A 22,684-nucleotide genomic window follows, 5' to 3' on the forward strand; every position below is an offset into this window, starting at 1 on the left:
CCTGCACGCGATCCTCGCGCCCGCTTGCCGAACCGTTGATCGTTCATGGACGATGCAATGCTTAGTGTCACCTGCAAGGAGTCTTCGATGCGTCTGTCCTTTGCCATCCTGCCGTTGTCCGCCGCCGTGCTGCTGTCTGCCTGTGGCAGCGCGCCGAAGAAGGCCGAGCCCACCCCGCCGCCGCCCACCGTGGTCAGCGCAGCGAAGCAGGGCGAGGCCAATCTGTCGCCGGCCTCGGCCAGCATCGTCAGTGGCCGCATCGCACTGATGGTGGAGCCCGGCGGTATCCACATCACCGGCCTGATCGGTGGCCTGCAGCCGTTGCAGCAGGCCGGTTTCCACATCCACGAGCGTGGCGACTGCAGCGCGGTGGATGCCAGCAGCGCCGGCAACCACTTCAATCCCGGTGGCGCCGCGCATGGCCGCGCCGGCACCGGCAAGCACCACCTGGGCGACATGGACAACCTGCGTGCCGATGCCCAGGGGCGCGCCAACGTCGATATCCACCTCAAGGGCGTTACCCTTGGCGGAGGCGCCGCCACCGATATCGCCGGACGTGCACTGGTCGTGCATGCCAACGCCGACGACTATCGCAGCCAGCCCGCCGGCAATGCCGGCGTCCGCATCGCCTGTGGCGTGATCCGGGTCGTCCGCTGATCACTGCAGGCAACATCCAGGGAGAGATTCCAATGCGTCTGATCCACACTTCGCTGTTTGCGGCCATCGCCGCGCTGGGCCTGGCGGCCTGCGGCCAGCAGCCGGCCGCTCCGCAGACGGAAACCCCGCCGGCCGCCCCGGCCGAGGGCGCCACCACCGAACCGGCCGCAACGCCAGCCCCGGCGGCTGCACCGGCTGCCGATGCCTCGGCCACCGCCGAACTGGCACCGACCCAGGGCAACGAAACCAAGGGCAGCGTCACCTTCAAGGTGGTCGACGGCAAGGTCCACGTGACCGGCCAGATCACCGGCCTGAAGCCGGGCAGCGAGCACGGCTTCCACATCCACGAGAAGGGCGACTGCAGCGCCCCGGACGGCATGAGCGCCGGCGGCCACTTCAACCCGGGCAAGCAGGATCACGGCAACGTCGCCACCGATCCGCACCACGGCGGCGACATGCCCAACATCAAGGCCGACGACAAGGGCGTGGCCACCATCGACGGCCCGGTGTCGAGCAATGTCAACATCGGCAAGGGTGATGACTTCGACATCATCGGCCGCGGCCTGATCGTCCACGCCGATGCGGACGACTACAAGACCCAGCCGACCGGCAACGCCGGCGCACGCCTGGCGTGTGCGGTGATCCAGAAGGCCCCGTAAGAATCAAGGAACGCCGGCGCAAGCCGGCGTTTTTCATTATCGGTAGTGCCGGCCGCTGGCCGGCAATCGCAGATCCGGACGTTGCCGGCCAGCGGCCGGCACTCCCCGTCTTCAGCGCGCCAGCAGCTCGCGCGCGTCCTGCCCGGCCTCGCAGTGCACGAACAGCACTGCGCCACTTCTGCTGAAAACGGGAAACACCGGCGCAAGCCGGCGTTCTTCTTTATCGGTAGTGCCGGCCGCTGGCCGGCAATCGCAGATCCGGACGTTGCCGGCCAGCGGCCGGCACTACCCGTCTTCAGCGCGCCAGCAGCTCGCGCGCGTCCTGCCCGGCCTCGCAGTGCACGAACAGCACCGCGGCCATTTCTGCTGGAAACGGAAAACGCCGGCGCAAGCCGGCGTTCTTCATTATCGGTAGTGCCGGCCGCTGGCCGGCAATCGCAGATCCGGACGTTGCCGGCCAGCGGCCGGCACTCCCCGTCTTCAGCGCGCCAGCAGCTCGCGCGCGTCCTGCCCGGCCTCGCAGTGCACGAACAGCACTGCGCCACTTCTGCTGAAAACGGGAAACACCGGCGCAAGCCGGCGTTCTTCTTTATCGGTAGTGCCGGCCGCTGGCCGGCAATCGCAGATCCGGACGTTGCCGGCCAGCGGCCGGCACTACCCGTCTTCAGCGCGCCAGCAGCTCGCGCGCGTCCTGCCCGGCCTCGCAGTGCACGAACAGCACTGCGCCACTTCTGCTGGAAACGGGAAACACCGGCGCAAGCCGGCGTTCTTCATTATCGGTAGTGCCGGCCGCTGGCCGGCAATCGCAGATCCGGACGTTGCCGGCCAGCGGCCGGCACTACCCGTCTTCAGCGCGCCAGCAGTTCGCGCGCGTCCTGGCCGGCCTCGCAGTGCACGAACAGCACCGGCACGCCGTGCGCTTCCAGCACCGCGGCCATCTGCCGCTGGCGCATCAGGAACTGCTCGTAGATGCCCTGCAGGCGGTCGCAATCGTTCTTGCTGTGGTTGTAGTACGCGCACCAACCGGCCGGATCGAACAGCGCCATGCGTGCCTCGCCATGGGTATAGCGCAGCAGCGGCTCGGGCGCGGCATTGAGCCACTCGTCTTCGCCCGGCGCCATGATCGCGGTCTCGATCAGCGGCCACAGCGCCGCCAAGCCCTGGTTGTCGTACTGCATCGACATCATCGCGGCCAGGTCGTTCACGGTGAAATAGCGCGCGTGTTCGATGCGGGCACCGAAGCTGTTCTGTGCCATCAACGCGGTGTCGGCATGCGCCATGCCGTTGGCCAGCAGTGTTTCTTCCAGCGCATTGGCCACCGCGTTGGTGGTGGCCACGTCGCTGCCGGTCAGCAGGAACGGCACCACGCGCAGGCCGCCCCCCACCAGGGTCGCATCGGCCTGGAACGGCAGCGGCACATCGCCTGCGGCATCGGTGCCGAAGGCCAGCAGGCGCGGGCCCTGGTTGCGGCCCGGGGCACGCATCTGCAGTTCTTCCAGGCGGCGATGGATCGGCCAGCCCGGGCGCAGTACTTCGGCCGGGTCGAAATGGGCGGCCGCGAACACCAGGTCCAGCTCGGCCACCTGCGGCACCAGCTTGGAAAGGTCACGGCCGACGCGTTCGGCCAGTTCACCGGCCTGTTCAGCGCTGAGCACCGCCTGGCGGGGGATTTCGCCGCCGGCCAGTTCCAGGGCCAGCACGCCAAGGGCATTCATCGCGGGGTCGGGTTTGCTCATGGTTCCACGGTTGGCCCATCACAGGGCGGCAGCTACACTTGGCTCCATTATGCCTGCTCCGCCGTGCAGGCCATGTTGCAGACACCCTCATCCATGCCAGGTATCTCCATGCCCAACGCTCGTCCCGTCGCCATCCTCGGTGGCGTCCGCATTCCGTTCTGCCGCCAGAACACCGCGTATTCGGATGTCGGCAACCTCGGCATGTCGGTCCGTACGCTGGGCGCGCTGGTCGAACGGTTCGGCCTGCACGGCCAGCAGCTGGGCGAAGTGGCGATGGGTGCGGTGATCAAGCACTCCAGCGACTGGAACCTGGGCCGTGAGGCCACGCTGTCGTCCGGCCTGTCGCCGCTGACCCCGGGCATCACCCTGCAGCGCGCCTGCGGCACTTCGCTGGACAGCATCATCACCGTGGCCAACAAGATCGCGCTGGGCCAGATCGAATCGGGCATCGGTGGCGGTTCTGACACCACGTCCGACGTGCCGATCGTCTACGGCAAGAAGCTGCGTGCACGCCTGCTGGCCGCCAACCGCGCCAAGAGCACCGGCGACAAGATCCGCGCGCTCACCGCCGGCTTCAAGTTCTCCGAGCTCAAGCCCGAGTTCCCGGGCGTGGCCGAGCCGCGCACCGGCAAGAGCATGGGCGACCACTGCGAGGACATGGCCAAGGAATGGAACATCTCGCGCGACTCGCAGGATGAGTGGGCGGTGTCCTCGCACAAGAAGCTGGCCGCTGCCTATGAGCGCGGTTTCTTCAACGACCTGATCGCACCGTTCCGTGGCGTCGAGCGCGACAACATCCTGCGTCCGGATACCTCGCTGGAAAAGCTGGCCACGCTGAAGCCGGCGTTCGACAAGGTCTCCGGCCGCGGCACGCTGACCGCCGCCAATTCCACCCCGCTGACCGACGGTGCCGCTGCGGTACTGCTGGCCAGCGAAGAGTGGGCGCGCGCGCACGGCCATGAGCCGCAGGCCTACCTGCGCGACGCGCATGTCTCTGCGGTGGACTTCGTGCATGGCGAAGGCCTGCTGATGGCGCCGACCATCGCGGTGCCGGAGATGCTCAAGCGTAATGGCCTGACCCTGCAGGACTTCGACATCTACGAGATCCACGAAGCCTTCGCCGCGCAGGTGCTGTGCACCCTGCGTGCGTGGGAGAGCGAGGATTACTGCCGCAACCGCCTGGGGCTGGACGCACCGCTGGGCCGCATCGACCCGGACAAGATCAACCTGCTGGGTTCGTCGCTGGCCACCGGTCATCCGTTCGCCGCCACCGGCGCCCGCGTCATCGCCACCGCCGCCAAGCAGCTGGCCGAACGCGGCGGTGGTCGCGCGCTGGTGTCGATCTGCACCGCCGGCGGCATGGGCGTGGTGGCGATCGTCGAACGCTGATCGCTGCGACCGCGCGCCAACCAAGGTTGGCGACTACCAGAAATGCGTGCTGGATCTGCTGTGGTAGATGCCGACCTTGGTCGGCCGTGAAACGGCATCGCTCGGAAGAGGCCACGCGCCAACCAGGGTTGGCGACTACCAGGTCCCGCAGATGAAAACGCCGCCCAGTGGGCGGCGTTTTTTGCTCCTGTGGGTGCCGACCGTTGGTCGGCCCACTTCAGCAGCGGTCACGGCAACCGCGGATTACCGAATTCGTCGCGCTCTTCGTTGGCGTCATACACCGGCGGCTGCACCGCGAGCGGCTGTTCTTCCACCGTGGCACGCAGTGGCGTCTCGCCGCCGCGCACCAGCGCCACGCTGTCCTCGCCGCGCTGCAGGCGCAGCGCATTGGCCAGGCACTGCGCGGCCAGCGCGTGTTCGCCACGCTGGGCGAACAGTTCACCCAGCGCTTCCCACGCCGGTGCACCGGCGCCCGCGGCGATGGCCTCGTGCAGGAACGCATCGGCGGCCTCCCACTGCTGCTGGGCCAGGGCCACGCGGCCCTGCGCCAGGCGCAACGCGGCCGAGCCGTCATGCACGTTGCGCCAACGTGCGAGGTTGGCCTGGCGGGTAGCCAGGCGCTCGGCCGGCAGACGGCCATACAGCGCCACCAGTTCGTCATCCCAGCGCTGGTCCAGCGCCTGTTCCAGCGCCAGCAGCGCCGGCTCGTCCCAGTCCAGCGCCACCGCGCGGCTGGCATAGGCGCCAACCACGTCCGGAGTCGGTCGCAGTGCCTTCGGCGTGGCTTCCCACTGCGCGGCCAGCGCGTTGACGTCGGCCGCTTCCAGCAGCGCCTGTGCAGCCAGGCGTGCTTCCAGTTCACTATTGGCCTCGGCCGGCAGCACCTTGCTCTGGCGCAGTGCACCCAGCTGGCCATACGCCTCGTGGGCGCGGCCGGCCTGTGCCAGTGCCTCGGTGCGCAGCCACAGGCCGCGTGGCGGCAGCGGCTGGATCGCCGCTACGTCCAATGCGTTGATCGCATCCACCGGCAGATCGCGCGCCAGCAGCTGTTCGGCGCGCAGCAGCGCCTGCAGGGTGGCATCACTTTCGCCCAGGCGCTGCAGCAGCGCCTCGCCAGCCGGGCCGTCGGCACGTGCCTGCGCGCTGCGCACGGCGTTGGCCAGCGCCACCGCGCTCACTTCCGGGTCCTTGGCGGCACCGTCCAGCAGTTTCTCGGCACGCTGCCACTGGCCGTGCTCATAGGCCTGCAGGCCGTCGATCAGGCGCACCCGGCCCTGTTTGCGGCGGTAGCGGCCCCAGGCGCGGAACGGTGCGGCGATCAGGCTCCACAGCAGCCATAGCACCAGCACCGCGATCACTGCCAGCAGCGCCACCTTCGGCAGGTTGCTGTGGTAGTCGTAGCCGCCGTAGCGCAGGGTCACTTCGCCGAAGCGGTTCAGGTCATCGGCGCCGAGCCATTGCGCAGCGACCACGCCGATGGCCACGGCCAGCAACAGCACGACCAGGGATTGCAGGGGTTTCATGCGGGCTTACCTCCGGTCGGTCTGGGTGCGCAGTTGTTGCAGGGTGCTGCCAAGGACAGCGTCGTTGGCCTGCAGCGGCAGTTCGCGCAAGGCCTTCAGTTCAGCACGTTGCGCGCGCAGGGCTGGTGAATCCGGCCAGCGCCGCTGTGCCCAGTGCTCCACGCGGTCCAATGCGGTATTGCGCCCCGCGCGGTCGCCGCGCTCGATTGCCGCACGTGCCAATGTCAGTTCCAGCTGCAGCGCGTCGTCGGCATTGCGCTGTTCGGCGGCGGTCAGCGGGCCGTTCTGGCGGCTCGGGGTGATGTCCACGAACGGCGCCAGAGCTGCCTGCCACCAGGGTTTGGCGGTGCTGCTGCCGGTCGTGCCGGTGATCTGCGAAGGCAGGCCCTGCAGTGCCCTGCCCACAGCATCCAGGCGCTGCAGCGACTGCACGCGGGGGCCGCTGCCGAGCGCATCCAGTGCCTCGCGCTCCTGCACCAGCGCCTGACGCAGGTTCAGGCCATCACTGTCGGGCAGTTCGGCCAGTGCCGTCGCGGCCTGGGCGTACAACCGGCGTGCGCCTTCCACATCGTCGGCGTAGTTCAGGCGCTGCGCGGCCTGGGTCAGCAGCAGTTCGGCCTCATCGCGCTGTACCGCCTGGCGGCCCTGGTTGGCGCTGTCGGCCAGCTTGGCCAGGTTCTCTTCCAGCAATGCGCTGCGCTGGGAAAGGCCCAGCATCTCGTCGCGCAGCACGCGGTTGGTGGCGGCCGCGTCCTGCAGGCGCTGGCTGGTCGCGCGCTGGTCACGACGCAGCGCATCCAGCGTGGCCTCCAGGCCCTTCAGCTGGACAGCCGTGGTCTGTGCCTGCGCTGCCTGTTCGTTCTGTTGCTGTTGCCAGACATACCAGCCGGCATAGCCGCCCACGCCGAGCACGACCACACCGGCCAGCGGCAGCAGCCAGCGCACGGGTCGACGGGGCGGGGAAACGGGCGGAGTGTCGTTCATCGGGCTTCCTTGTCGGCAACGTCGCCGGTCGGGGGCCGGCAGGCCGCGTTGTGCACAGCATCACTGTTGCCGACGACAGCGGCAAGCGTGACCCACGTCCCTGTTCAGGTCGCTGCCGGGACGGTGAGCGTGGCGTGTGCGGCCGCCACCAGCTGCGCGCTGGTGGGGCCTGCCGCGCGCACGACATGCTGCAGGCCCAGTGCCCGGGCCTGTTCGCCGAGGCGATCACTGGCCACCACGGCAGTCGCGTGCGCCTGCAGACGCTGCTGCAAGGGCGGCGGAAGCTGCTGCCAGAAATGCTGCAGCGCTTCGCCACTGCTCACCGCCAGCATCCACGGCTGCGCTGAATGCGCCAATCGAGCCAGCGCACGGGGCGGCAGGTGCAGCAGGCGACGCTGGTAGATGTCGGCACGTTCGATTGTGGCGCCGGCCGCCTGCAGCCGCGCGGCAATCAGGCCACGCCCGCCGGGCGCGGTCACCAGGCCGATGCGCAGGCCCTGTACGTCAGCCAGCACCGGCAGCGCCAGCAGGCCTTCACTGTCCATCCGCTGCGGCGCATGCACCTCGGTGATGCCGTGTGCCCGCAATGCGCGCGCGGTGCCTTCGCCGACGGTCAGCCACGGGCTGCGCTGCGCCCCGGCCAGCGGCAGCAGGGTGGCGGCCGCGGTCACGGCGGCCGGGCTGGTGAACACCACCCGATCGCAGTTCAGCGCGCGTTGCAGCTGGCGCACCACAGGCGTGCCATGCAGGCGCTGCAGGCGCCAGGGGGGCAGGGCCAGGACATGCCCGCCCAGCCCAGCAACGGCGCGGCGCAGCGCCACATTCTGGCCCTGCGGGCGCAGCGAGATCAGGGTCCAGCGCGCGCCGGAACGGGTGGCGCCAGTGGGTATCGTATGGTCGGCCATTGCCTGCATTATGCGGGCCCTTCGTTGTCGTGGTCGCTGCTCCGATGTCCGTTGATGCCCTGACTTCCTCGTTGGCCGCCCTGCAGGACGTGCTGGACTGCATGCCGGCGGTGCGCGCCATGCAGATCCAGCTCGACGGCTATGCCGATGGCGTGCTGCGCATCACCGCGCCGCTGGCCGCCAACGTCAACGACAAGGGCAACGCCTTCGGCGGCAGCCTGGCCTCGGTGCTGACCCTGTCCGGCTGGGCGCTGGTCAGCCTGCGCCTGCGCCTGGCCGGCCACGATGCCGAGGTCTACGTGGCCGACAGCAACCTGCGCTACCTGGCCCCGGTCTACGAAGACCTGCACGCCCACGCTGAGGCGGCCGAGGCCACCGGCTGGGATGCCTTCCTGAACACCTTCCGGCAGCGCCGCAAGGCCCGCATCAGCATCATCGCCACCCAGCCCGGCGCCGATGGCAAGCCCGCCGCCGAATTCAGCGGTCGCTTCGTTGCCTTCGCCAAAGGGTAGGATGGCAGGCTGACGTTCTGGGGAAACCACTGATGCGCCGCCTGATCCAGTTCCTGATCTGTTCCCTGCTGCTGGCCAGTGCCGTGGCCTCGGCCGACGACCTCAGCCGCAAGCAGCGCAAGCTGCTGGAAGAGACCCAGATCGCCTACGGGGCGACCATCCGCTGGGGCAGCATGGACGATGCCATCGGCTACCTCGACCCCAAGCTGCGCAAGGAAAAGCCGCCCACCGAGTTCGAGCTCAACCGTTACGCGCAGCTGCGCGTGTCGTCCTACCGCGAGCGCAGCAGTGCCTCACTGGACGGGGGACTGGTCGAGCGCCGGGTCGAAATCGGGGTGATCAACCAGAACACCCAGGCCGAGCGCACGGTGGTCGTGGTCGAGCGCTGGCGCTGGGACCCGGAAGCCAAGCGCTGGTGGCAGACCGCCGGCCTGCCGGACCTGTGGAAGGGGCAGTGACGGGCCGCGTCCGGCTTGTGCGACAATCGGCGCCCGCTTAATCGACCCGTGACCTGAGTGAATTACGAAGAGTTGCTGGCCTTTGCAGGCCGAAACCCGATGCTGTCCGCGGCCCTGGTCGGCCTGACCGTGGCCATCATCGTCACCGAGATCCGCCGCCTGTTCCGGGGCTTCAAGGGCATCAAGCCCGCCGAACTGACCCAGCTGATCAACGCGGGCGGCACGGTGGTGGTCGACCTGTCGGCCAGCGGTGACTTCGAGAAGGGCCACATTGCCGGCAGCCGCAACGCCCAGGCCAGTGCCTTCGGCCCGGACCACAAGCTGGTGGCCAACGCCAAGCAGTCGCCGGTGGTGCTGGTGTGCCGCAGCGGCAACGCCTCGGAAACCGCCGCCAAGGCGCTGAAGAAGGCCGGCTTCGAGAAGGTCTACGTGCTCGACGGCGGCATTCCCGCCTGGCAGCAGGCCGAGCTGCCGCTGGTCAAGGGCCGCAACTGATTGCCGCAGGTGGCGGATCCGGCCTTGTATGGGCCTGATCCCGCCCCCATCGCAGTAATTCGACCATCGTTTTCATTGCATTCATTGGAGTTACTGGAAATGTCCGAAGAGATCACCAACGGCGCTGCTGCGCCGGTCGATGCCGCCACCGGCCCCGCTTTCACCGTCGAGAAGATCTACGTCAAGGACGTCTCCTTCGAGTCGCCGAACGCCCCGACCATCTTCAATGACCAGGTGCAGCCGGAGCTGCAGCTGAACCTGAACCAGCAGGTGCAGCGCCTGGGTGAGAACGCCTTCGAAGTCGTGCTGGCCGTGACCCTGACCTGCCAGGCCGGTGAGCGCACCGCCTACGTGGCCGAAGTGAAGCAGGCCGGCGTGTTCGGCCTGGTCGGCCTGGACCCGCAGTCGATCGACGTGCTGCTTGGCACCCAGTGCCCGAACATCCTGTTCCCGTACGTGCGCCAGCTGATCAGCGACCTGATCCAGGCCGGCGGCTTCCCGCCGTTCTTCCTGCAGCCGATCAACTTCGAAGGCCTGTACGCAGAAACCCTGCGCCAGCGCCAGGAGCAGGGCGACGCACCGTCGCTGGCTGACTCCGAGCCGGCTGGCAACGCCTGATTCCTGCCGCGACGTCACGGATGAGCACTCCCGCTGACAAGATCGCCGTGCTGGGCGCCGGTTCCTGGGGAACCGCGCTGGCCAGCCTGCTCGCACGGCACGGTCATCCGACCGTGCTGTGGGGGCGCGACGCTGCCGTGGTCGAGGCCATCGACCAGCGCCACGAGAACCCGCGCTACCTGCCGGGCATCCCGCTGCCGGACAGCCTGCGTGCCACCACCGACCTGGCGTCGGCGGTGGAAGGCGCGGCCTGGATCCTGGTGGTGACCCCGTCGCATGCCTTCGGTGAAACCGTGCGTGCGCTGGCGCCGCTGCGTCCGGCCGGTGCCGGCGTGGCCTGGGCCACCAAGGGCTTCGAACCCGGTTCGGGCCGTTTCCTGCATGAAGTGGCGCGCGAAGTGCTGGGCGAGGACGTGCCGCTGGCCGTCGTCACCGGGCCATCGTTCGCCAAGGAAGTAACCCAGGGCCTGCCCACCGCGATCACCGTGCACGGCGACGTGCCCGAGTTCGCGCAGACGGTGGCCGAGGCGATGCATGGCCCGGCGTTCCGCGCCTACACCGGCGACGACATGGTCGGTGCCGAGCTGGGCGGTGCGATGAAGAACGTGCTGGCGGTGGCCACCGGCGTGGCCGATGGCATGCAGCTGGGCCTCAACGCCCGTGCCGGCCTGATCACCCGCGGTCTCAATGAAATGCTGCGCCTGGCTGCGGCGATCGGCGCCAAGCCGGAAACGCTGATGGGCCTGGCCGGCCTGGGCGATCTGGTGCTGACCTGCACCGGCGACCTGTCGCGCAACCGTCGCCTGGGCCTGGCCCTGGGCCGTGGCCAGACGCTGCAGGATGCCGTGCGCGAAATCGGCCAGGTGGTCGAGTCGGTGCAGACCGCCGACGAAGTGATGCGACAGGCACGCCGCCATGGCATCGACCTGCCGATCTCCGACGGCGTGCGTGCCGTGCTGCACGGCGAGCAGACTCCGGAAGAAGGCCTGCGCGCACTGCTGGCGCGGGAACAGAAACCGGAATACCCGGACACGCTGTTCAAGTGAATCGAAAAACCCCGGCCACGTGCCGGGGTTTTTTATGTGCGCGAGCCATCCACGCATGGCGTGGATCTACTGCCGAACCCGCTTCTGGTAGCTGCCAACCTTGGTTGGCGCCCGACGGCGGCAATCACCGCGCCCGTGGCGGCGCGCTGGTGTTGTCCATGTCCGAGAAGATCAACCACGGCCCGTCGCCCACGCGCTTCAGCGTCAGCGTGAACTTGCCGGTGTCCCCCTCGTTGCTGCCGTAGCGATACGCACCAATGATGTAGCCCGTGTTGCCCTCCACCGAGTGAGCCAACGCCCGCAGCCGCAACGGACTGCCGCCCTGGCCGGCATACGCGGCCTTGATCGCAGTACGCCCGCGCACCGGCGGCTGGTTGCTCTGCAGTACAAAACCATCCTCGGCAAACAGCGCAGCCAATGCCCTGGCATCAGCCGAGCGCCACGCCCGCTCGTAATCGCGCAGTACGCGCTCCAGCGGTGCGGGCAGGGCTGCGCCCGGGAGAGGCCGTGCAGGCATCGCGTTTTCTGCATCGTGGGCAATTGCCGGCGATGCCATCAGCAGGGCACTGCAGAAGATCTTGGCGAGTCGTGTACGGCGCATGCGTCCGGCTCCAGGCGATGACGGGACGCTACGAACGCATCCTGGCACGGTGCTGGTTAGAATCACGCGGCTGCCGATTTGCTGGATGCAGCGCAGATCAGACAAGGACAGGGAATGAAGATTCGAATCACAGGGATGGCACTGACGGTCGCATTGCTGGCCGCCTGCGGGCAGGCACCGGCACCCGATGCAGCACCAGCCGCACCAGCACCGGCCACAGAAGCACCTGCGGCCACGGCAACGGTGGGCGAGAAGGCGCCATCCATCGAAGATGGCGTGGATCCCTCGGTGTGGGACAACGAAGGCGAACCGGAAGACCCGAGTGCCGGCGGCGAACTCACCTGCGCGGACAACCCGCTGGCGACGCATTTCTTCACCCTGGTGGGCGGCAATACCGTGGACGACTGCGGCCGCAAGGACCCGAAGGTGCTGGCCGCGTTCAACGCCCTGATGAAGAACACAGCCGCAGCCGAATCCGCTGACAGGGAGATTCCATCGCTGCGCGAACGCCTGTTGAGCGGGCCCAGCGGTCCTGGTGAGCTGCTGGTGCTGCAGGGCGAGCCGTGGTGGTTCTATACCGCCTGCCAGGCCCACGACTGCCCCGGCACCGCGTTGGCGATGCTGTATTCGCCGACGGAGGCGAAGATGGTCGGCCGTCTTACCGCGCGCTGTCGTGTGTGGTGGCTGGGCGAGCCGACGGCGGAACAACGTGCGCAGATTGAACAACGCCAGCCACTGCAGGATGCCGCGTTGAAGGAAGACAGCGCGCTCTGCGAGTGATGTCGTGCCCGCCTCATCCTTCCGGCTGCATGCGCGCGCTGGCCTGTGCGTTCATGGTCAGGCACGCCAGGATCAGCCCTTCCATCACCCGGTCGCCCACGTACTCGGCCTAGTGCCGTTCTGACGCACGCGCTCGGCCGCCAGCAGCAGCTCCAGCGTCACGCGTTGGCCGGCCAGTGCACAGTCCGCATCGGCCAGCGCCATGCAGCGGCCCGGCATCTGGTGACGCTCTGGCCAGGGCTGGCCGTCGGCGGCCGCGCCTTTGCCGATGCGGTGAAGCGTGGCGATGAAGGCATTCGGATCGGTCGCAGCCGTGTGCTCTGGCGGCCCACCGCCAGTGGCGGATGAGCGATGCGGATGCAGGCGTGGGAAGTCCGGTGATGTCATGGCAGTGCCCCGTGCAGGACAGACGGTAGCCGCCACGCAAAGGTGGCGGGCGGAGACGTGGCTCGAAAACCGGGACAGTGCGTACAAGGCCGGCAGGCACAAGGCCTCCACGCTCCGCCCGCCATAGTCGGCAGACGAATTGCCCGCCGGCGCCACACTGGGTGACGCCGACGGGCAGGCGCATACAACGTACGCATTGCCACGGGTTTTCGAGGCCCGGCCACCTTTTTCCGGTGGCACGCCATCTGTACCGCCGTCGCTGCGAAACGCCAATCAGACGAGTTGCAAACAGCGTTCGATCAAAGACGCTTTCAGCATTCTTGCATGCTGTTAAGTCGTCGCAGACGCAGGCGCCGCAACGGCCGTAGCAGCATGGGGAATATGCGACATGGTTCGAACTTGATGACAGGGATATGGGTACCCCACCAAGCCGATGACGACAGTGCGGAGCGAAGAACGTAAATCGAACTCGCCCCACTCTGGTTGTCAGCGCTCTTGGGGTCTTTCGTACCAGGCCTGAGTACGGTTGACGATGCGCACCACGGACAGCATGACCGGCACCTCGATCAGCACGCCCACCACCGTCGCCAGCGCCGCCCCGGAATGCACGCCGAACAGTCCCACCGCAGTCGCCACCGCCAGTTCGAAGAAGTTGCTGGCACCAATAAGCGCTGACGGGCCGGCCACGCAATGTGCCACGCCCAGCCGACGGTTGAGCAGGTAGGCCAGGCCCGAGGTGAAATAGACCTGGATCAGGATCGGCACGGCAATCAGCGCGATTACCAGCGGTTGCTTCACGATCTGCTGGCCCTGGAACCCGAACAGCACCACCAGCGTCAGCAGCAGCGCGGACAGGGACAGCGGCCCCAACCTTCGAAGCGTGAGTTGCAGGCCCGCCTCGCCGCTGCGCAAAAGGATCCAGTGCCGCAGCAGTGCAGCAGCCAGCACCGGCACCACGATGTAGAGACCAACGGACAGCAACAGCGTATCCCACGGTACGGTGATCGCCGACAGGCCGAGCAGCAGTGCAACCACCGGCGCGTAGGCAACCACCATGATCGCGTCGTTCAACGCCACCTGGCTCAGGGTGAAGTTGGCATCACCGCGGCACAGGTTGCTCCACACGAACACCATGGCGGTGCAGGGTGCGGCTGCCAGCAGGATCAGCCCGGCGATGTAGCTGTCGATCTGTGCTGCGGGCAACCAGTCGGCGAAGGCATGGCGCAGGAACAGCCAGCCCAGCAGCGCCATCGAGAACGGCTTCACGGCCCAGTTGATGAACAGTGTTACCCCGATGCCCTTCCAGTGTTGCTGCAACTGGCGCATCGCGCGGAAGTCGACCTTCAGCAGCATCGGGATGATCATCAGCCAGATCAGCACCGCAACCGGCAGATTGACCTTGGCCACTTCGGCGGACGCCAGCACCGCGAAGGCACCGGGCAGGACGTGGCCCAGCAGCGTGCCCATCGCAATGCACAGCACAACCCACAGCGTCAGGTGTCGCTCGAACAGACCCATGGCAGTGGCACCGTCACTGCGCGCCGTCGGTCGGCAACAGCTGGCCGATCTGGTCCAGCGCGTGCTGCAGCGCTTCGCGTTCGGACCACACCGATTCGGGCAGTGCGAGCAGCGCACGCAGGCGGGTTTTCACGATGGCATGGGCCAGCGCGAAGGCTGCGGCCTTGTCGGCATCGCTGCCTGCCACGGCGGCCGGATCGGGCAGGCCCCAATGGCTGCGGATGAAGTCACCGAACACCACTGGGCAAGCTTCGGCAGCGGCCGCATCACACACGGTGATGACCAGGTCCATGGGCGCTGCATCCACGAACTCGTCCCATGATTTGCTGCGCAGCCCTTCAACGGGCATTCCTTCGGCATGCAGTTGTGCCAGCGCGAACGGATTGACCTGGCCGGTGGGCTGGCTGCCCGCACTGAATGCCCTGAAGCGATCGCTGTCCCAGGCGCGCAGGGTGGCTTCGGCAAGCACGCTGCGGGCGCTGTTGCCGGTACAGAGGAACAGGACATTGCGGGTCATGGGGCAATCGCTTCGATGGGGTGGGTCGTGTGCGGTATCAGCACTTGCAGGCGGGTTCGGCGGGGACGCACTGGTTGCTGGGTGAGCCCGCGCAACAGTTGTGCGTGAGGTACTCGATCAAGCCGTTCATGGCATCGAAGTTGGCCCGATAGCAGACGTTGCGGCCCTGGTTCTCGCTCTCCACCAGCCCGGCCTGCACCAGCTCCTTCAGGTGGAAGCTGAGCGTGGCTGGGGGCACCTGCAGGGCCGTAGCGATGTCGCCCGCCATGCGCCCTGCCGGGCCGGCCTCCACCAGCAGGCGGAAGGCAGCCAGGCGGGTGGCATGACCGAGGGCGGTCAGGGCGGAGATTGCATTCGATGTTTCCATATTTCTAGAATAATCGAATGAATGAGCCAATCACAAGCCTGGACCTGCCCAACCTGGTGGAATCGTCATTGCCCCAGCCCAATCATCACCAGCTCGCCGCGGCAGATCTGGGGCCGCCGCGCATCCTCCTGCTCTACGGCTCGCTGCGGCCCCGGTCGTTCAGCCGCAAGCTGGCGCTGGAAGCCGAGCGACTGCTGCGCCATCTGGGGTGCGAAACCCGGGTGTTCGACCCGCATGCGCTGCCGATGCTGGACAGCGTGGACCCGCACCACCCTGAAGTGCAGCGACTGCGCGAATGGTCGCAGTGGTCGGAAGGCCAGGTATGGGTCAGCCCCGAGCGGCATGGCACGGTCACCGGCGTGTTCAAGAACCAGATCGACTGGTTGCCGCTGGAAGATGGCAGCGTGCGGCCCACGCAGGGCAGGACGCTGGCGGTGATGCAGGTGAGCGGCGGCTCGCAGTCGTTCAACACGGTCAACGCGTTGCGCGTGCTTGGTCGTTGGATGCGCATGCTGACCATCCCCAACCAGTCGTCGGTGGCCAAGGCCTGGCAGGAATTCGATGACGACGGCCGGATGAAGCCCTCGCCGTACTACGATCGGGTGGTGGATGTGATGGAAGAGCTGGTGAAGTTCACGCTGCTGACGCGGGGCCGGTCGGACTACCTGGTAGACCGTTACAGCGAGCGGAAGGGCGACGCGCACGCCGCGGCATTGGCGCGGGCTGCAGAGGCTACGGCTTCCTGATCCTCATTGGTGCCGATGTGAGGCACGCTCACCCAAGCAGCCTCTTCACCCTTGAAGCTGCAAGGCGGATGATCACCACATAGGCCAGCAACATGCCGGTGCCGATGCCCATTACTTCGATTTCCCAGTTGCGGCGGTAGGGAGAAGGGCCCATGAAGGCCCACGCCAGAAGCACCGCCGCAATCAGCAAGGCGCTGCGATTGGCCTTCGAAATGAGCGCATCTTCGGTCGCGTGCCCCATGTTCGGATCCCAGGAACCGAGCAGCCACCCCAAGCCACGCAGGTAGTCGCGCGCCACGAAGAACAGGAAGACGAATACGCCTCCCATCGTGCTCAGCAGAAACTGGAAGAGTGGGTCCACCGGCGGCCTCATGGACGAGGCAGACATTGCCTCGCAGGATCGTCTACGGGCGCAGTATGCCAGCGTGCCGGGCCTCGGGGGCACCACGCCTCACACGCAGGCGACTCTCCATGAGCAGACTGTGCATCGCAGCCGCCCGGCGGGCGGCATGTGCCTACAACGCCCAGGGCGGACGCACAAACGCACTACTCGCCAGCGTGCTGTGCGGTCTTCTTTTGGTTGCCATCTGTGACGGCACGGCTCTGCGCGAACTCCGGGAACGTCTTCGCGATCGAATCCTTGTCCGGCAGGATGTAGAACACACCGCCCTTCTCGAACGTGGACTGCACGATCTGCTCGTAGAACGCGGGCGAGACATTGATGCAGCCGTGGGTGACGCGGTTGTCGTCCGGCGAGGGCGATGCCAACCGCTCGGCGCGCTTTTCCTTCGGGCTGCCCGGCGGCAGCGGGTGCATCGACACGGCGGAATCGTAGTCCACCCACAGCACGCGTCCGGCATCGTCGGACGGACCGTAACCGCCAATGAAGCGGCCGGCAGGCGTGGTGCGGTCGTGGCCGGGAATCGCGCTCAGTGCGAGCTTGGCGACGCCCGGTGCGGAATGGTCGCCGATCGCCGACCCAAACAGCGCCGGTGCGGCGCCGCGCAGCTTGCCGTCACCGCCGAAGACCAGAACCTGCGCCGCCGCCTTGTCCATGACCGCAAACGGATAGCCCTGGTTGTCCTTGCTGGCGACCACCCAGCCGGCCAGCTCGATCACTGTCTCGGACACGCTCTGGTCGGGCGGAAGTTCATCAACGGCGGCGACCGATGCTGCAGGTCCGTCCTTGTCCCTGGCGTTGGCTACGCCGCTGCACGCAACGGCCAGTGCCATGGCCAGGGAGGCATGGAGGGCGCGGCGTGCAGGGGAGGGGGAAGTACGAATGGGACGGCTCCTTGCAATGCAATCGTGGGTGGAAGGATGCCAGTGGCCGGCGAAGGCCACTGGGTCCCGATGCACCCGATACAGAGGTGGATCAATTCAAAACGGTGAGGGAGCGATTACCCGCGCGGCTTGCGGCCGGCAGGTGCCCTTTCAAGCTGCTGCACGCGACCTTCGATCTGGTCCAGGCGCTGGTTGGCCTGCTGTGCGGACTGGTTGGCGGACTCCGCGCTCTGCGCAGCGCCCTGCACCTTGACGTCGAGCTGATCGAGACGCGAGTTGATGGTTGCAAACTCGTTCTTGTATGACGCGCAGGCGCCAAGGCTGACGGTGGCGATGAGCGCTACAGCAAGTGCGCGGGCCGTCTTCATGTGTTGCGGGTTCAGGTTCATTGCACTCCCTCCTTCGTCTGGGGAAGCTGGAATATAGCGGCGTTTGTTCCCGCTGCTACCAAGCGCTTTCAGCTGGAATTTGAATACGTGGATGCACTGTGAAGCCCGCTTCTGACCGTGCATTAACAAGCGGGATCAGGCGAGCTGATCTACGTCGGCGGCGTGCCTTGTGCCTGTTCAAGGTCGCCAATTCATCAGTATGAAGCGGCTCTCACAGCACTTGCGTTTCCACGCCTTTGGCAGCAGTGCAGGCAGGCGTCCATCCACTCGCCTCGAACACGGTCGCGGCGGTGTCGGGCCGCACATCCAGCAGCGTGGCGATGGCCCTGGTCCTGTCTGGCGCGCGGGAAACATAGCTGCGCGCGATGCGGTAGCCGACCCAGTATCCGAGATCTCCACGTCGTGCTTCATCGCCGGGGCCGTTGTACAGCCACTTCGAAAGATCGGTGCCCCCACTGTCCTGTACGAACGCGCGCTCCAGCGCACATTCGCGGCCCTGGGCCCAGCGACGCAGATGCGCGTTGGCCGGTTGCCCCGAGATCAGTTCACCCACGTACTCGGCGCCGCCTTCAAGCAACGTCTGATAGAGCAGGGTGGGCTGCGCGACATCGACGCTCGCACCGGGCTGTTGCACGTGCACGTACTCATGGGCGATCAGGTGCACGAAACGATCGCCGACGTCAGGCTGCATCCAGTCGGCGTTGCACAGTGCTTCCAGTCCGATCACCACACCATCTTCGGTGGTGACGCCGCCGCTGTTGCCCCGCCCGACCAGCACGGTGACCGGAGGAAAACGTGCAGTGGGGAGCAGCGTGCCCAACCGATCGAGTGCGTCGGCAACCCGCGCGCGGATCGCCGGCAATGCCGCTGTACAGGTCCGCGCCCTGGCGAACAACGCCGGCTCGTCCTGGATGGCCCTGGCCAAACGTTCCATTGATCCGATGCGGCTGCCGGTGAAGCTGCGCAATGCCTCCGTGCCGGTGTCCAGATAGCCGCGCTGCAGGTCTTCGGCACTGGGTTTTCCTCCAGTGGCATCCAGCACGCTGAAGAAACGCGTGACATCGTCTGTCTGAACCACGATGCGCGCAGAAGGTCGGGCGCGCTCGGCGGCGCTGGCTGGCAGCTGCATCATCTGCAGGACGACGAGCAGCAGCACCCGCACTGCGCGGCGCGCATGGGGCGGAAACAGCAGTGACGCGACGGACGCGTAGACGGGCAACCAAAGGTTAGTCGCCACCTGCAACGATAGGTCGAGCCATTTCTCTACCCCATTGGCGTAACTATGGTTGCTGAGCACTCATAGGTTCCCTCCTCAGACCGAGCAGAACCAACTCCATCAAGGAATGCGCGTTCAGGTCCGATCTAGGAGAAGACCTTTGCTTACCCCCATTCAGCTTCGTCTTCTGGCGTTGAGTTGCTGGTGCCGGGCTGAGCGTTTATCCGGTCTTCCCACTCAAGGGGGCACCGATGCCATGCCCGGCAGGAGGGGCCGAAACCGTAGCAGTTGCGTCCTTGAAGCCTTCGCTTGAAGATCGGCACGAAGGCTCTTCAAAGCTGTCGCCGGAACAGCCAGCCACAGCAGATCCCTTGCCCGGGTCACAGCCACATATCCAATTCGCCCGTCCTCAGTGGAACCCCCGTCTAGAAGCGCAGACACATGCGGCTTCGTTGCCATGTAGAGGACGGCATCCAGACTTTCGCCCTTGACCTGGTGCACGGTATTGATTTTTACCCGCAGGGGCTGATCGGCACCTAGGTCCGGCGGGGTCATTAGCGGCGAGTTGGGCAAACTTCTCTTCGAGAGCCGAGCACCGAGCGTGGAGGAGGTGTGATTGAGTCCGTGGGCCATGCTCAGATTGGTCATCAGGTCCCTTAAACGTTTCAACAGTGCCGGCTGCCAATCGCTAACAGCGCGCAGCGCTGCGCTGGGCAGGCCCGAGACCGGATCTCGCGTGAAAGCCCAAATGACACGACGAAGCGCTCGTTCCTCTGGGTACCTGGCTGCCTGAGTCAGGCGAGCAACGATGCCCTTGGGCGCGTTGTCGGTCAAACCCATGATGGCAGTTGCCACGAGTCTGAATGCTGTTGAGTAGTCAGAGTGGATATCGCGCACCATGGCTGCCTGGGCAAGCATCTTAGTCGTTCCCACGCCAGGCGCACCCTCATGCCCAGCCAGCTCGTCGGCCCACTTGCGTGCACGGCAGAGCACGGCCGAGCGTCCAGGGTCCAACCCGGCGGAGACCAGTGTTGCCTGGAAGGCAGCCAAAACCTTCTTCGTATCGGCGGTCGTGTACGGAACGAAGTAGGCCCCATGGAGCGTAGACGGCGCGGTCCTATCCGGATCGTCTGTACGCGCTGAGATTGCGTTGGCAAGATCGAGCACGGCCGGTACGGACCGATAGTTGCGGGTCAGGGCGGCTGCAGAAACACCGGGTTTGCTGTGGTAGCTTGACAGGAACGAGCCGGTCGCGCCCATGAACTCGTAGATGCCTTGATTGGGATCGCCAATAAGGGAAATCTGAGAGCCTGCTTGGCTGAGCCTCTCAATGATCACCTGGTGCAGGATGCCGATATCCTGGGCTTCATCAATCAGGATGTGGGGATAGCGACGCGCGAGGACTCGCAAGATCTCGGGTTGGCTGCGGAGGGTAAGGTCGACCCAATAGCGTGCCAGCTCGTGCGTGTAGGCCCCTAGTTTTCCCAAGGCCGCGGCAGCCTTCGGACCATTATTGATCTTCGTCAGCATGCCGGAGTTCTGGTAAAAGAAGTCCGTTCCAGCCCCAGAAGGGCCAATGACAACGCGATGGATATGCCCTGGTGGCACTGGGTAGTTTTTGGTTCTCGGCGACTCCACCCAGAAGCAATAGTCCTTTCCTAGCAGGAATGACTCGCTCCCTGATAGCAAGAACGGGGTCGTGGTACACCCCATCGTCCGATGGGCGTGGGGTCGCAGAATGTTTGTCGCAATGAACCCGTCCAATGTGTCGATCTCAACACGCTGGTGGGAAGGGATCTTGAGCGATCCCATTGCGAGTGCCTGGTACTCGCGCCTGAAGGTCTCCACGGCGATGTTCGAGAAGGACAGGAGCGCAACCCGGCCCCGGTGATCACCGAGGCATTGACGTATGTGGGCCAGCCTGCGTACTGCCGTGAAGGTCTTCCCACTTCCCGCGCAAGCGATGACCGACATGGGTTGCAATGGAGCCGAGATGATCTGACGCTGTTCTACTGAAGGGGTATCCGTGCTCATTCGCCCTCAGCCTTCTTCGGGCCAGGCTGGCAAGCGTGTTTGAATCGCCCAGGGTTCCGTAGACACCTCGCAGCCATAAACTATGGCTTAGGCGGAGGTGGTTATGAGCACGAAGCGGTACACCGATGAGTTCAAGATCGAGGCGGTCCGACAGATCGTTGAGTACGGCCGTCCGGTAGCGGAGGTTGCCGAGCGACTGGGCGTGTCGATCCATAGTCTTTACGGCTGGAAGCGGCAACAAGGCAAAGGCGATGTTGGCCGGCGTGTCGAGCAGGACCAGAACGCGGAAGTGCGCCGCCTCAAGGCTGAGCTACGCAGGGTCACTGAAGAGCGAGACATCCTAAAAAAAGCCGCCGCGTACTTTGCAAAGGGGTAAGAGCAAAGTACGCCTTCATGAAGCAACACGCAGATGAGTTCGGCCTCGCGGCGATGTGTCGGATGCTTGGCGTCCATCGCAGTGGCTACTACGCCTGGCTAAAAGAGCCGGCAAGCGCTCGCGACAAGGACGATCAGCGGTTGCTCGGCCTAATCAAGCACAGCTGGCTGGAAAGCGGCTCTGTGTATGGCCACCGCAAAGTGACCACAGATCTGCGCGAGCTTGGCGAGACGTGTAGTCGTCATCGCGTGGCACGCTTGATGAAGAGCGAGGGGCTGCGGGCAATGGTCGGCTACGGTCGGCGACCACGCCCATTGAGCGGCCCTGTTGGATCAGTCGCCAAGAACGTTCTGGCTCGCGGCTTCAAAGTCAGTGAGCCAAATCGCGCGTGGGTCACGGACATCACCTACATCCGCACGTACGACGGCTTCCTGTACTTGGCGGTAGTGCTTGATCTGTTTTCGCGTCAGGTCGTTGGATGGGCAACCCGACCAACTCAACATACGGACCTGGTTTTGCAGGCGCTATTGGCTGCAGTGTGGCGGCGCAAGCCAAGCCCCGGGCTTCTGCTTCACTCCGACCAGGGAACCCAGTTCACCAGCGAAGACTGGCAGAGCTTCCTGCGCGAGCACGACATCGTGTGCAGCATGAGTCGACGAGGAAACTGCCATGACAACGCAGCGATGGAGAGCTTCTTCCAGCTACTGAAGCGGGAGCGTATTAAGCGGAGGATCTACAGCAATCACGACGAGGCACGGGCCGACGTCTTCCAGTACATCGAGATGTTCTACAACCCAAAACGGCGGCACAGTTCCAACGACGGGCTGTCCCCGGTAGAGTTCGAGAAGCAGTACGCACTAAACGGCTGACGACTGTCTAGAAAACCCTGGGCGATTCACTTCGGTTGTGCCAGTACCACCCATGAGTTCCCTCAAATGGCGCGACGAAGGTGCCGCGTGCCTCCCGCTGCGCACCTTCGACGGCGTAGCTGGTCCATGCGCCCTTCACGTCGGGGCGCTCGCCGTGCATATCGACTGCCACGTCCCCGGTTGCCTTCCAGCGGAACAGCATTCCGGCGCCAGCAACCATGTGGGACTTGACCTCTTTTCCCTTGCCCGGCTCCAGCGTGATCGTCATCGCGTCCTGGCGAAGCTCACCGTTGGTGAGCGATACCGCGTCTGGATCAAGCGATTGCCCTTTGTTCGTCCCGAACGCGGCCGCGGCCTTCTCAGCCAAGGTGGCCTCTGCGCCCGATGCTGTCGAGGACGTCGGCGTGGCCGGGTCGATGGCGGTGCTTCCGCCGTCCGCCAAGGCAGTCAAGCCCAGCGCCCGGCCGATCCCTGTGGGATCAATGCCGTACTCCGCCGGCAGGACGGCGGTGATGAGAAGCGCGCCGGCAATGGCGGCGGCAAGAAGGGTCGACTTCAGCAGGCGTCCAGTGGTGGGGAGCGGTTGATTGGTGGTGATCGACATAATGGGTCTCGGTC

At 66.0% G+C, this 22,684-nt stretch carries 25 protein-coding genes and 1 pseudogene; 11 read left to right on the forward strand and 15 right to left on the reverse strand.

The genetic code is table 11. The features are described 5' to 3' along the window. Positions 1 to 87: 87 nt before the first annotated feature. Positions 88 to 657 (forward strand): superoxide dismutase family protein, encoded by a 570-nt coding sequence (locus ACT6SE_RS21785; protein ID WP_032959349.1) that lies wholly within the window; start codon positions 88 to 90, stop codon positions 655 to 657. Positions 658 to 689: 32 nt separating this feature from the next. After that, on the forward strand, positions 690 to 1,316 hold the full coding sequence (locus tag ACT6SE_RS21790) for a superoxide dismutase family protein (protein ID WP_049420293.1): 627 nt from the start codon (positions 690 to 692) through the stop codon (positions 1,314 to 1,316). A gap of 848 nt (positions 1,317 to 2,164) precedes the next feature. Here ACT6SE_RS21790 and ACT6SE_RS21795 read toward each other — a convergent pair. Next, positions 2,165 to 3,052 carry a hypothetical protein gene (locus ACT6SE_RS21795; RefSeq protein ID WP_041862938.1) on the reverse strand — a complete coding sequence of 296 codons (888 nt, stop codon included), beginning with the start codon at positions 3,050 to 3,052 and terminating at the stop codon, positions 2,165 to 2,167. A gap of 93 nt (positions 3,053 to 3,145) precedes the next feature. On the opposite strand from ACT6SE_RS21795, the gene ACT6SE_RS21800 reads away from it, so the two are divergent. Next, positions 3,146 to 4,441, forward strand: a complete 1,296-nt coding sequence (locus ACT6SE_RS21800; protein WP_087786464.1) for an acetyl-CoA C-acetyltransferase — start codon at positions 3,146 to 3,148, stop codon at positions 4,439 to 4,441. Between the two features lie 227 nt (positions 4,442 to 4,668). Here ACT6SE_RS21800 and ACT6SE_RS21805 read toward each other — a convergent pair whose 3' ends face one another. The 3 genes from ACT6SE_RS21805 to ACT6SE_RS21815 form a co-directional block, all read right to left on the reverse strand. Further along, positions 4,669 to 5,964 (reverse strand): heme biosynthesis HemY N-terminal domain-containing protein, encoded by a 1,296-nt coding sequence (locus ACT6SE_RS21805; RefSeq protein ID WP_046427835.1) that lies wholly within the window; start codon positions 5,962 to 5,964, stop codon positions 4,669 to 4,671. A gap of 6 nt (positions 5,965 to 5,970) precedes the next feature. After that, on the reverse strand, positions 5,971 to 6,948 hold the full coding sequence (locus ACT6SE_RS21810) for a uroporphyrinogen-III C-methyltransferase (protein WP_032959352.1): 978 nt from the start codon (positions 6,946 to 6,948) through the stop codon (positions 5,971 to 5,973). Positions 6,949 to 7,052: 104 nt separating this feature from the next. Further along, positions 7,053 to 7,862 carry a uroporphyrinogen-III synthase gene (locus ACT6SE_RS21815; protein WP_046427838.1) on the reverse strand — a complete coding sequence of 270 codons (810 nt, stop codon included), beginning with the start codon at positions 7,860 to 7,862 and terminating at the stop codon, positions 7,053 to 7,055. 35 nt (positions 7,863 to 7,897) lie between these two features. Here ACT6SE_RS21815 and ACT6SE_RS21820 point away from each other — a divergent pair, with 35 nt between their 5' ends. From ACT6SE_RS21820 to ACT6SE_RS21840, 5 genes are all read left to right on the forward strand, one after another. Further along, positions 7,898 to 8,365: a YiiD C-terminal domain-containing protein gene (locus ACT6SE_RS21820; RefSeq protein WP_005407593.1), complete on the forward strand. Its 468-nt coding sequence runs from the start codon at positions 7,898 to 7,900 to the stop codon at positions 8,363 to 8,365. A gap of 32 nt (positions 8,366 to 8,397) precedes the next feature. Further along, positions 8,398 to 8,823: a hypothetical protein gene (locus ACT6SE_RS21825; protein ID WP_014035526.1), complete on the forward strand. Its 426-nt coding sequence runs from the start codon at positions 8,398 to 8,400 to the stop codon at positions 8,821 to 8,823. 57 nt (positions 8,824 to 8,880) lie between these two features. Further along, the gene (locus tag ACT6SE_RS21830) at positions 8,881 to 9,318 is read left to right on the forward strand and encodes a rhodanese-like domain-containing protein (protein ID WP_014645505.1); all 438 of its coding nucleotides are present in this window, start codon (positions 8,881 to 8,883) and stop codon (positions 9,316 to 9,318) included. Between the two features lie 99 nt (positions 9,319 to 9,417). Continuing rightward, the gene (secB, locus tag ACT6SE_RS21835; protein WP_005407596.1) at positions 9,418 to 9,936 is read left to right on the forward strand and encodes a protein-export chaperone SecB; all 519 of its coding nucleotides are present in this window, start codon (positions 9,418 to 9,420) and stop codon (positions 9,934 to 9,936) included. Between the two features lie 20 nt (positions 9,937 to 9,956). Next, on the forward strand, positions 9,957 to 10,982 hold the full coding sequence (locus tag ACT6SE_RS21840; protein ID WP_005420929.1) for an NAD(P)H-dependent glycerol-3-phosphate dehydrogenase: 1,026 nt from the start codon (positions 9,957 to 9,959) through the stop codon (positions 10,980 to 10,982). A 124-nt stretch (positions 10,983 to 11,106) separates the two neighbouring features. Here the strand turns inward: ACT6SE_RS21840 and ACT6SE_RS21845 are convergent, their stop codons facing one another. After that, a complete protein-coding gene (locus tag ACT6SE_RS21845; protein WP_046427845.1) occupies positions 11,107 to 11,583 on the reverse strand; it encodes a YybH family protein in 477 nt (158 codons plus the stop codon). Positions 11,584 to 11,697: 114 nt separating this feature from the next. Here ACT6SE_RS21845 and ACT6SE_RS21850 point away from each other — a divergent pair, with 114 nt between their 5' ends. After that, positions 11,698 to 12,363 (forward strand): hypothetical protein, encoded by a 666-nt coding sequence (locus tag ACT6SE_RS21850; RefSeq protein WP_046427848.1) that lies wholly within the window; start codon positions 11,698 to 11,700, stop codon positions 12,361 to 12,363. A gap of 13 nt (positions 12,364 to 12,376) precedes the next feature. Here ACT6SE_RS21850 and ACT6SE_RS21855 read toward each other — a convergent pair. From ACT6SE_RS21855 to ACT6SE_RS21870, 4 genes and pseudogenes are all read right to left on the reverse strand, one after another. Continuing rightward, a pseudogene (locus tag ACT6SE_RS21855) lies at positions 12,377 to 12,750 on the reverse strand (hypothetical protein). A gap of 486 nt (positions 12,751 to 13,236) precedes the next feature. After that, complete coding sequence (arsB, locus tag ACT6SE_RS21860; protein WP_046427852.1) at positions 13,237 to 14,268, reverse strand: ACR3 family arsenite efflux transporter; 1,032 nt, start codon at positions 14,266 to 14,268, stop codon at positions 13,237 to 13,239. Between the two features lie 13 nt (positions 14,269 to 14,281). After that, positions 14,282 to 14,785 carry an arsenate reductase ArsC gene (locus ACT6SE_RS21865; RefSeq protein WP_046427855.1) on the reverse strand — a complete coding sequence of 168 codons (504 nt, stop codon included), beginning with the start codon at positions 14,783 to 14,785 and terminating at the stop codon, positions 14,282 to 14,284. Positions 14,786 to 14,822: 37 nt separating this feature from the next. Further along, a complete protein-coding gene (locus tag ACT6SE_RS21870; protein ID WP_014645511.1) occupies positions 14,823 to 15,152 on the reverse strand; it encodes an ArsR/SmtB family transcription factor in 330 nt (109 codons plus the stop codon). Between the two features lie 17 nt (positions 15,153 to 15,169). Here ACT6SE_RS21870 and arsH point away from each other — a divergent pair, with 17 nt between their 5' ends. Then, positions 15,170 to 15,898, forward strand: coding sequence for an arsenical resistance protein ArsH (arsH, locus tag ACT6SE_RS21875; protein ID WP_014645512.1), 729 nt, complete (start codon positions 15,170 to 15,172; stop codon positions 15,896 to 15,898). Positions 15,899 to 15,926: 28 nt separating this feature from the next. Here arsH and ACT6SE_RS21880 read toward each other — a convergent pair whose 3' ends face one another. The 5 genes from ACT6SE_RS21880 to ACT6SE_RS21900 all read right to left on the reverse strand — a co-directional run bounded on the left by ACT6SE_RS21880 (position 15,927) and on the right by ACT6SE_RS21900 (position 20,821). Continuing rightward, positions 15,927 to 16,259 carry a hypothetical protein gene (locus ACT6SE_RS21880; protein WP_227864434.1) on the reverse strand — a complete coding sequence of 111 codons (333 nt, stop codon included), beginning with the start codon at positions 16,257 to 16,259 and terminating at the stop codon, positions 15,927 to 15,929. Between the two features lie 185 nt (positions 16,260 to 16,444). Next, the gene (locus ACT6SE_RS21885) at positions 16,445 to 17,131 is read right to left on the reverse strand and encodes a L,D-transpeptidase (RefSeq protein WP_046427858.1); all 687 of its coding nucleotides are present in this window, start codon (positions 17,129 to 17,131) and stop codon (positions 16,445 to 16,447) included. Between the two features lie 167 nt (positions 17,132 to 17,298). Next, on the reverse strand, positions 17,299 to 17,571 hold the full coding sequence (locus ACT6SE_RS21890; RefSeq protein ID WP_010487149.1) for a hypothetical protein: 273 nt from the start codon (positions 17,569 to 17,571) through the stop codon (positions 17,299 to 17,301). Between the two features lie 211 nt (positions 17,572 to 17,782). Continuing rightward, complete coding sequence (locus ACT6SE_RS21895; RefSeq protein WP_444811166.1) at positions 17,783 to 18,703, reverse strand: DUF2268 domain-containing putative Zn-dependent protease; 921 nt, start codon at positions 18,701 to 18,703, stop codon at positions 17,783 to 17,785. A gap of 321 nt (positions 18,704 to 19,024) precedes the next feature. Next, positions 19,025 to 20,821, reverse strand: a complete 1,797-nt coding sequence (locus ACT6SE_RS21900) for a UvrD-helicase domain-containing protein (RefSeq protein WP_444811059.1) — start codon at positions 20,819 to 20,821, stop codon at positions 19,025 to 19,027. Positions 20,822 to 20,924: 103 nt separating this feature from the next. Here ACT6SE_RS21900 and ACT6SE_RS21905 point away from each other — a divergent pair. Further along, a protein-coding gene (locus ACT6SE_RS21905) for an IS3-like element ISStma9 family transposase (protein ID WP_087944428.1) occupies positions 20,925 to 22,066 on the forward strand; the annotation gives its coding sequence in 2 pieces (ribosomal slippage) (positions 20,925 to 21,162 and positions 21,162 to 22,066; 1,143 coding nt in all). A gap of 7 nt (positions 22,067 to 22,073) precedes the next feature. Here the strand turns inward: ACT6SE_RS21905 and ACT6SE_RS21910 are convergent. Further along, the gene (locus ACT6SE_RS21910; RefSeq protein ID WP_444811060.1) at positions 22,074 to 22,670 is read right to left on the reverse strand and encodes a hypothetical protein; all 597 of its coding nucleotides are present in this window, start codon (positions 22,668 to 22,670) and stop codon (positions 22,074 to 22,076) included. Positions 22,671 to 22,684: the final 14 nt, after the last annotated feature.

The sequence above is a fragment of the Stenotrophomonas sp. LC732 genome (assembly GCF_052446685.1).
GTDB classification, from domain to species: Bacteria; Pseudomonadota; Gammaproteobacteria; order Xanthomonadales; family Xanthomonadaceae; genus Stenotrophomonas; species Stenotrophomonas muris.

Bases quoted from the DNA above. Each gene is read 5' to 3' on its own strand.
- ACT6SE_RS21885 (WP_046427858.1), bottom strand. From the start codon at position 17,131: ATGGCACTGGCCGTTGCGTGCAGCGGCGTAGCCAACGCCAGGGACAAG.
- ACT6SE_RS21890 (WP_010487149.1), bottom strand. From the start codon at position 17,571: ATGAACCTGAACCCGCAACACATGAAGACGGCCCGCGCACTTGCTGTA.
- ACT6SE_RS21820 (WP_005407593.1), top strand. From the start codon at position 7,898: ATGTCCGTTGATGCCCTGACTTCCTCGTTGGCCGCCCTGCAGGACGTG.
- ACT6SE_RS21785 (WP_032959349.1), top strand. From the start codon at position 88: ATGCGTCTGTCCTTTGCCATCCTGCCGTTGTCCGCCGCCGTGCTGCTG.
- arsH (WP_014645512.1), top strand. From the start codon at position 15,170: ATGAATGAGCCAATCACAAGCCTGGACCTGCCCAACCTGGTGGAATCG.
- ACT6SE_RS21840 (WP_005420929.1), top strand. From the start codon at position 9,957: ATGAGCACTCCCGCTGACAAGATCGCCGTGCTGGGCGCCGGTTCCTGG.
- ACT6SE_RS21800 (WP_087786464.1), top strand. From the start codon at position 3,146: ATGCCAGGTATCTCCATGCCCAACGCTCGTCCCGTCGCCATCCTCGGT.
- arsB (WP_046427852.1), bottom strand. From the start codon at position 14,268: ATGGGTCTGTTCGAGCGACACCTGACGCTGTGGGTTGTGCTGTGCATT.
- ACT6SE_RS21910 (WP_444811060.1), bottom strand. From the start codon at position 22,670: ATGTCGATCACCACCAATCAACCGCTCCCCACCACTGGACGCCTGCTG.
- ACT6SE_RS21900 (WP_444811059.1), bottom strand. From the start codon at position 20,821: ATGAGCACGGATACCCCTTCAGTAGAACAGCGTCAGATCATCTCGGCT.
- ACT6SE_RS21870 (WP_014645511.1), bottom strand. From the start codon at position 15,152: ATGGAAACATCGAATGCAATCTCCGCCCTGACCGCCCTCGGTCATGCC.
- ACT6SE_RS21805 (WP_046427835.1), bottom strand. From the start codon at position 5,964: ATGAAACCCCTGCAATCCCTGGTCGTGCTGTTGCTGGCCGTGGCCATC.
- ACT6SE_RS21795 (WP_041862938.1), bottom strand. From the start codon at position 3,052: ATGAGCAAACCCGACCCCGCGATGAATGCCCTTGGCGTGCTGGCCCTG.
- ACT6SE_RS21825 (WP_014035526.1), top strand. From the start codon at position 8,398: ATGCGCCGCCTGATCCAGTTCCTGATCTGTTCCCTGCTGCTGGCCAGT.
- secB (WP_005407596.1), top strand. From the start codon at position 9,418: ATGTCCGAAGAGATCACCAACGGCGCTGCTGCGCCGGTCGATGCCGCC.
- ACT6SE_RS21815 (WP_046427838.1), bottom strand. From the start codon at position 7,862: ATGCAGGCAATGGCCGACCATACGATACCCACTGGCGCCACCCGTTCC.
- ACT6SE_RS21845 (WP_046427845.1), bottom strand. From the start codon at position 11,583: ATGCGCCGTACACGACTCGCCAAGATCTTCTGCAGTGCCCTGCTGATG.
- ACT6SE_RS21810 (WP_032959352.1), bottom strand. From the start codon at position 6,948: ATGAACGACACTCCGCCCGTTTCCCCGCCCCGTCGACCCGTGCGCTGG.
- ACT6SE_RS21850 (WP_046427848.1), top strand. From the start codon at position 11,698: ATGAAGATTCGAATCACAGGGATGGCACTGACGGTCGCATTGCTGGCC.
- ACT6SE_RS21790 (WP_049420293.1), top strand. From the start codon at position 690: ATGCGTCTGATCCACACTTCGCTGTTTGCGGCCATCGCCGCGCTGGGC.
- ACT6SE_RS21895 (WP_444811166.1), bottom strand. From the start codon at position 18,703: ATGATGCAGCTGCCAGCCAGCGCCGCCGAGCGCGCCCGACCTTCTGCG.
- ACT6SE_RS21865 (WP_046427855.1), bottom strand. From the start codon at position 14,785: ATGACCCGCAATGTCCTGTTCCTCTGTACCGGCAACAGCGCCCGCAGC.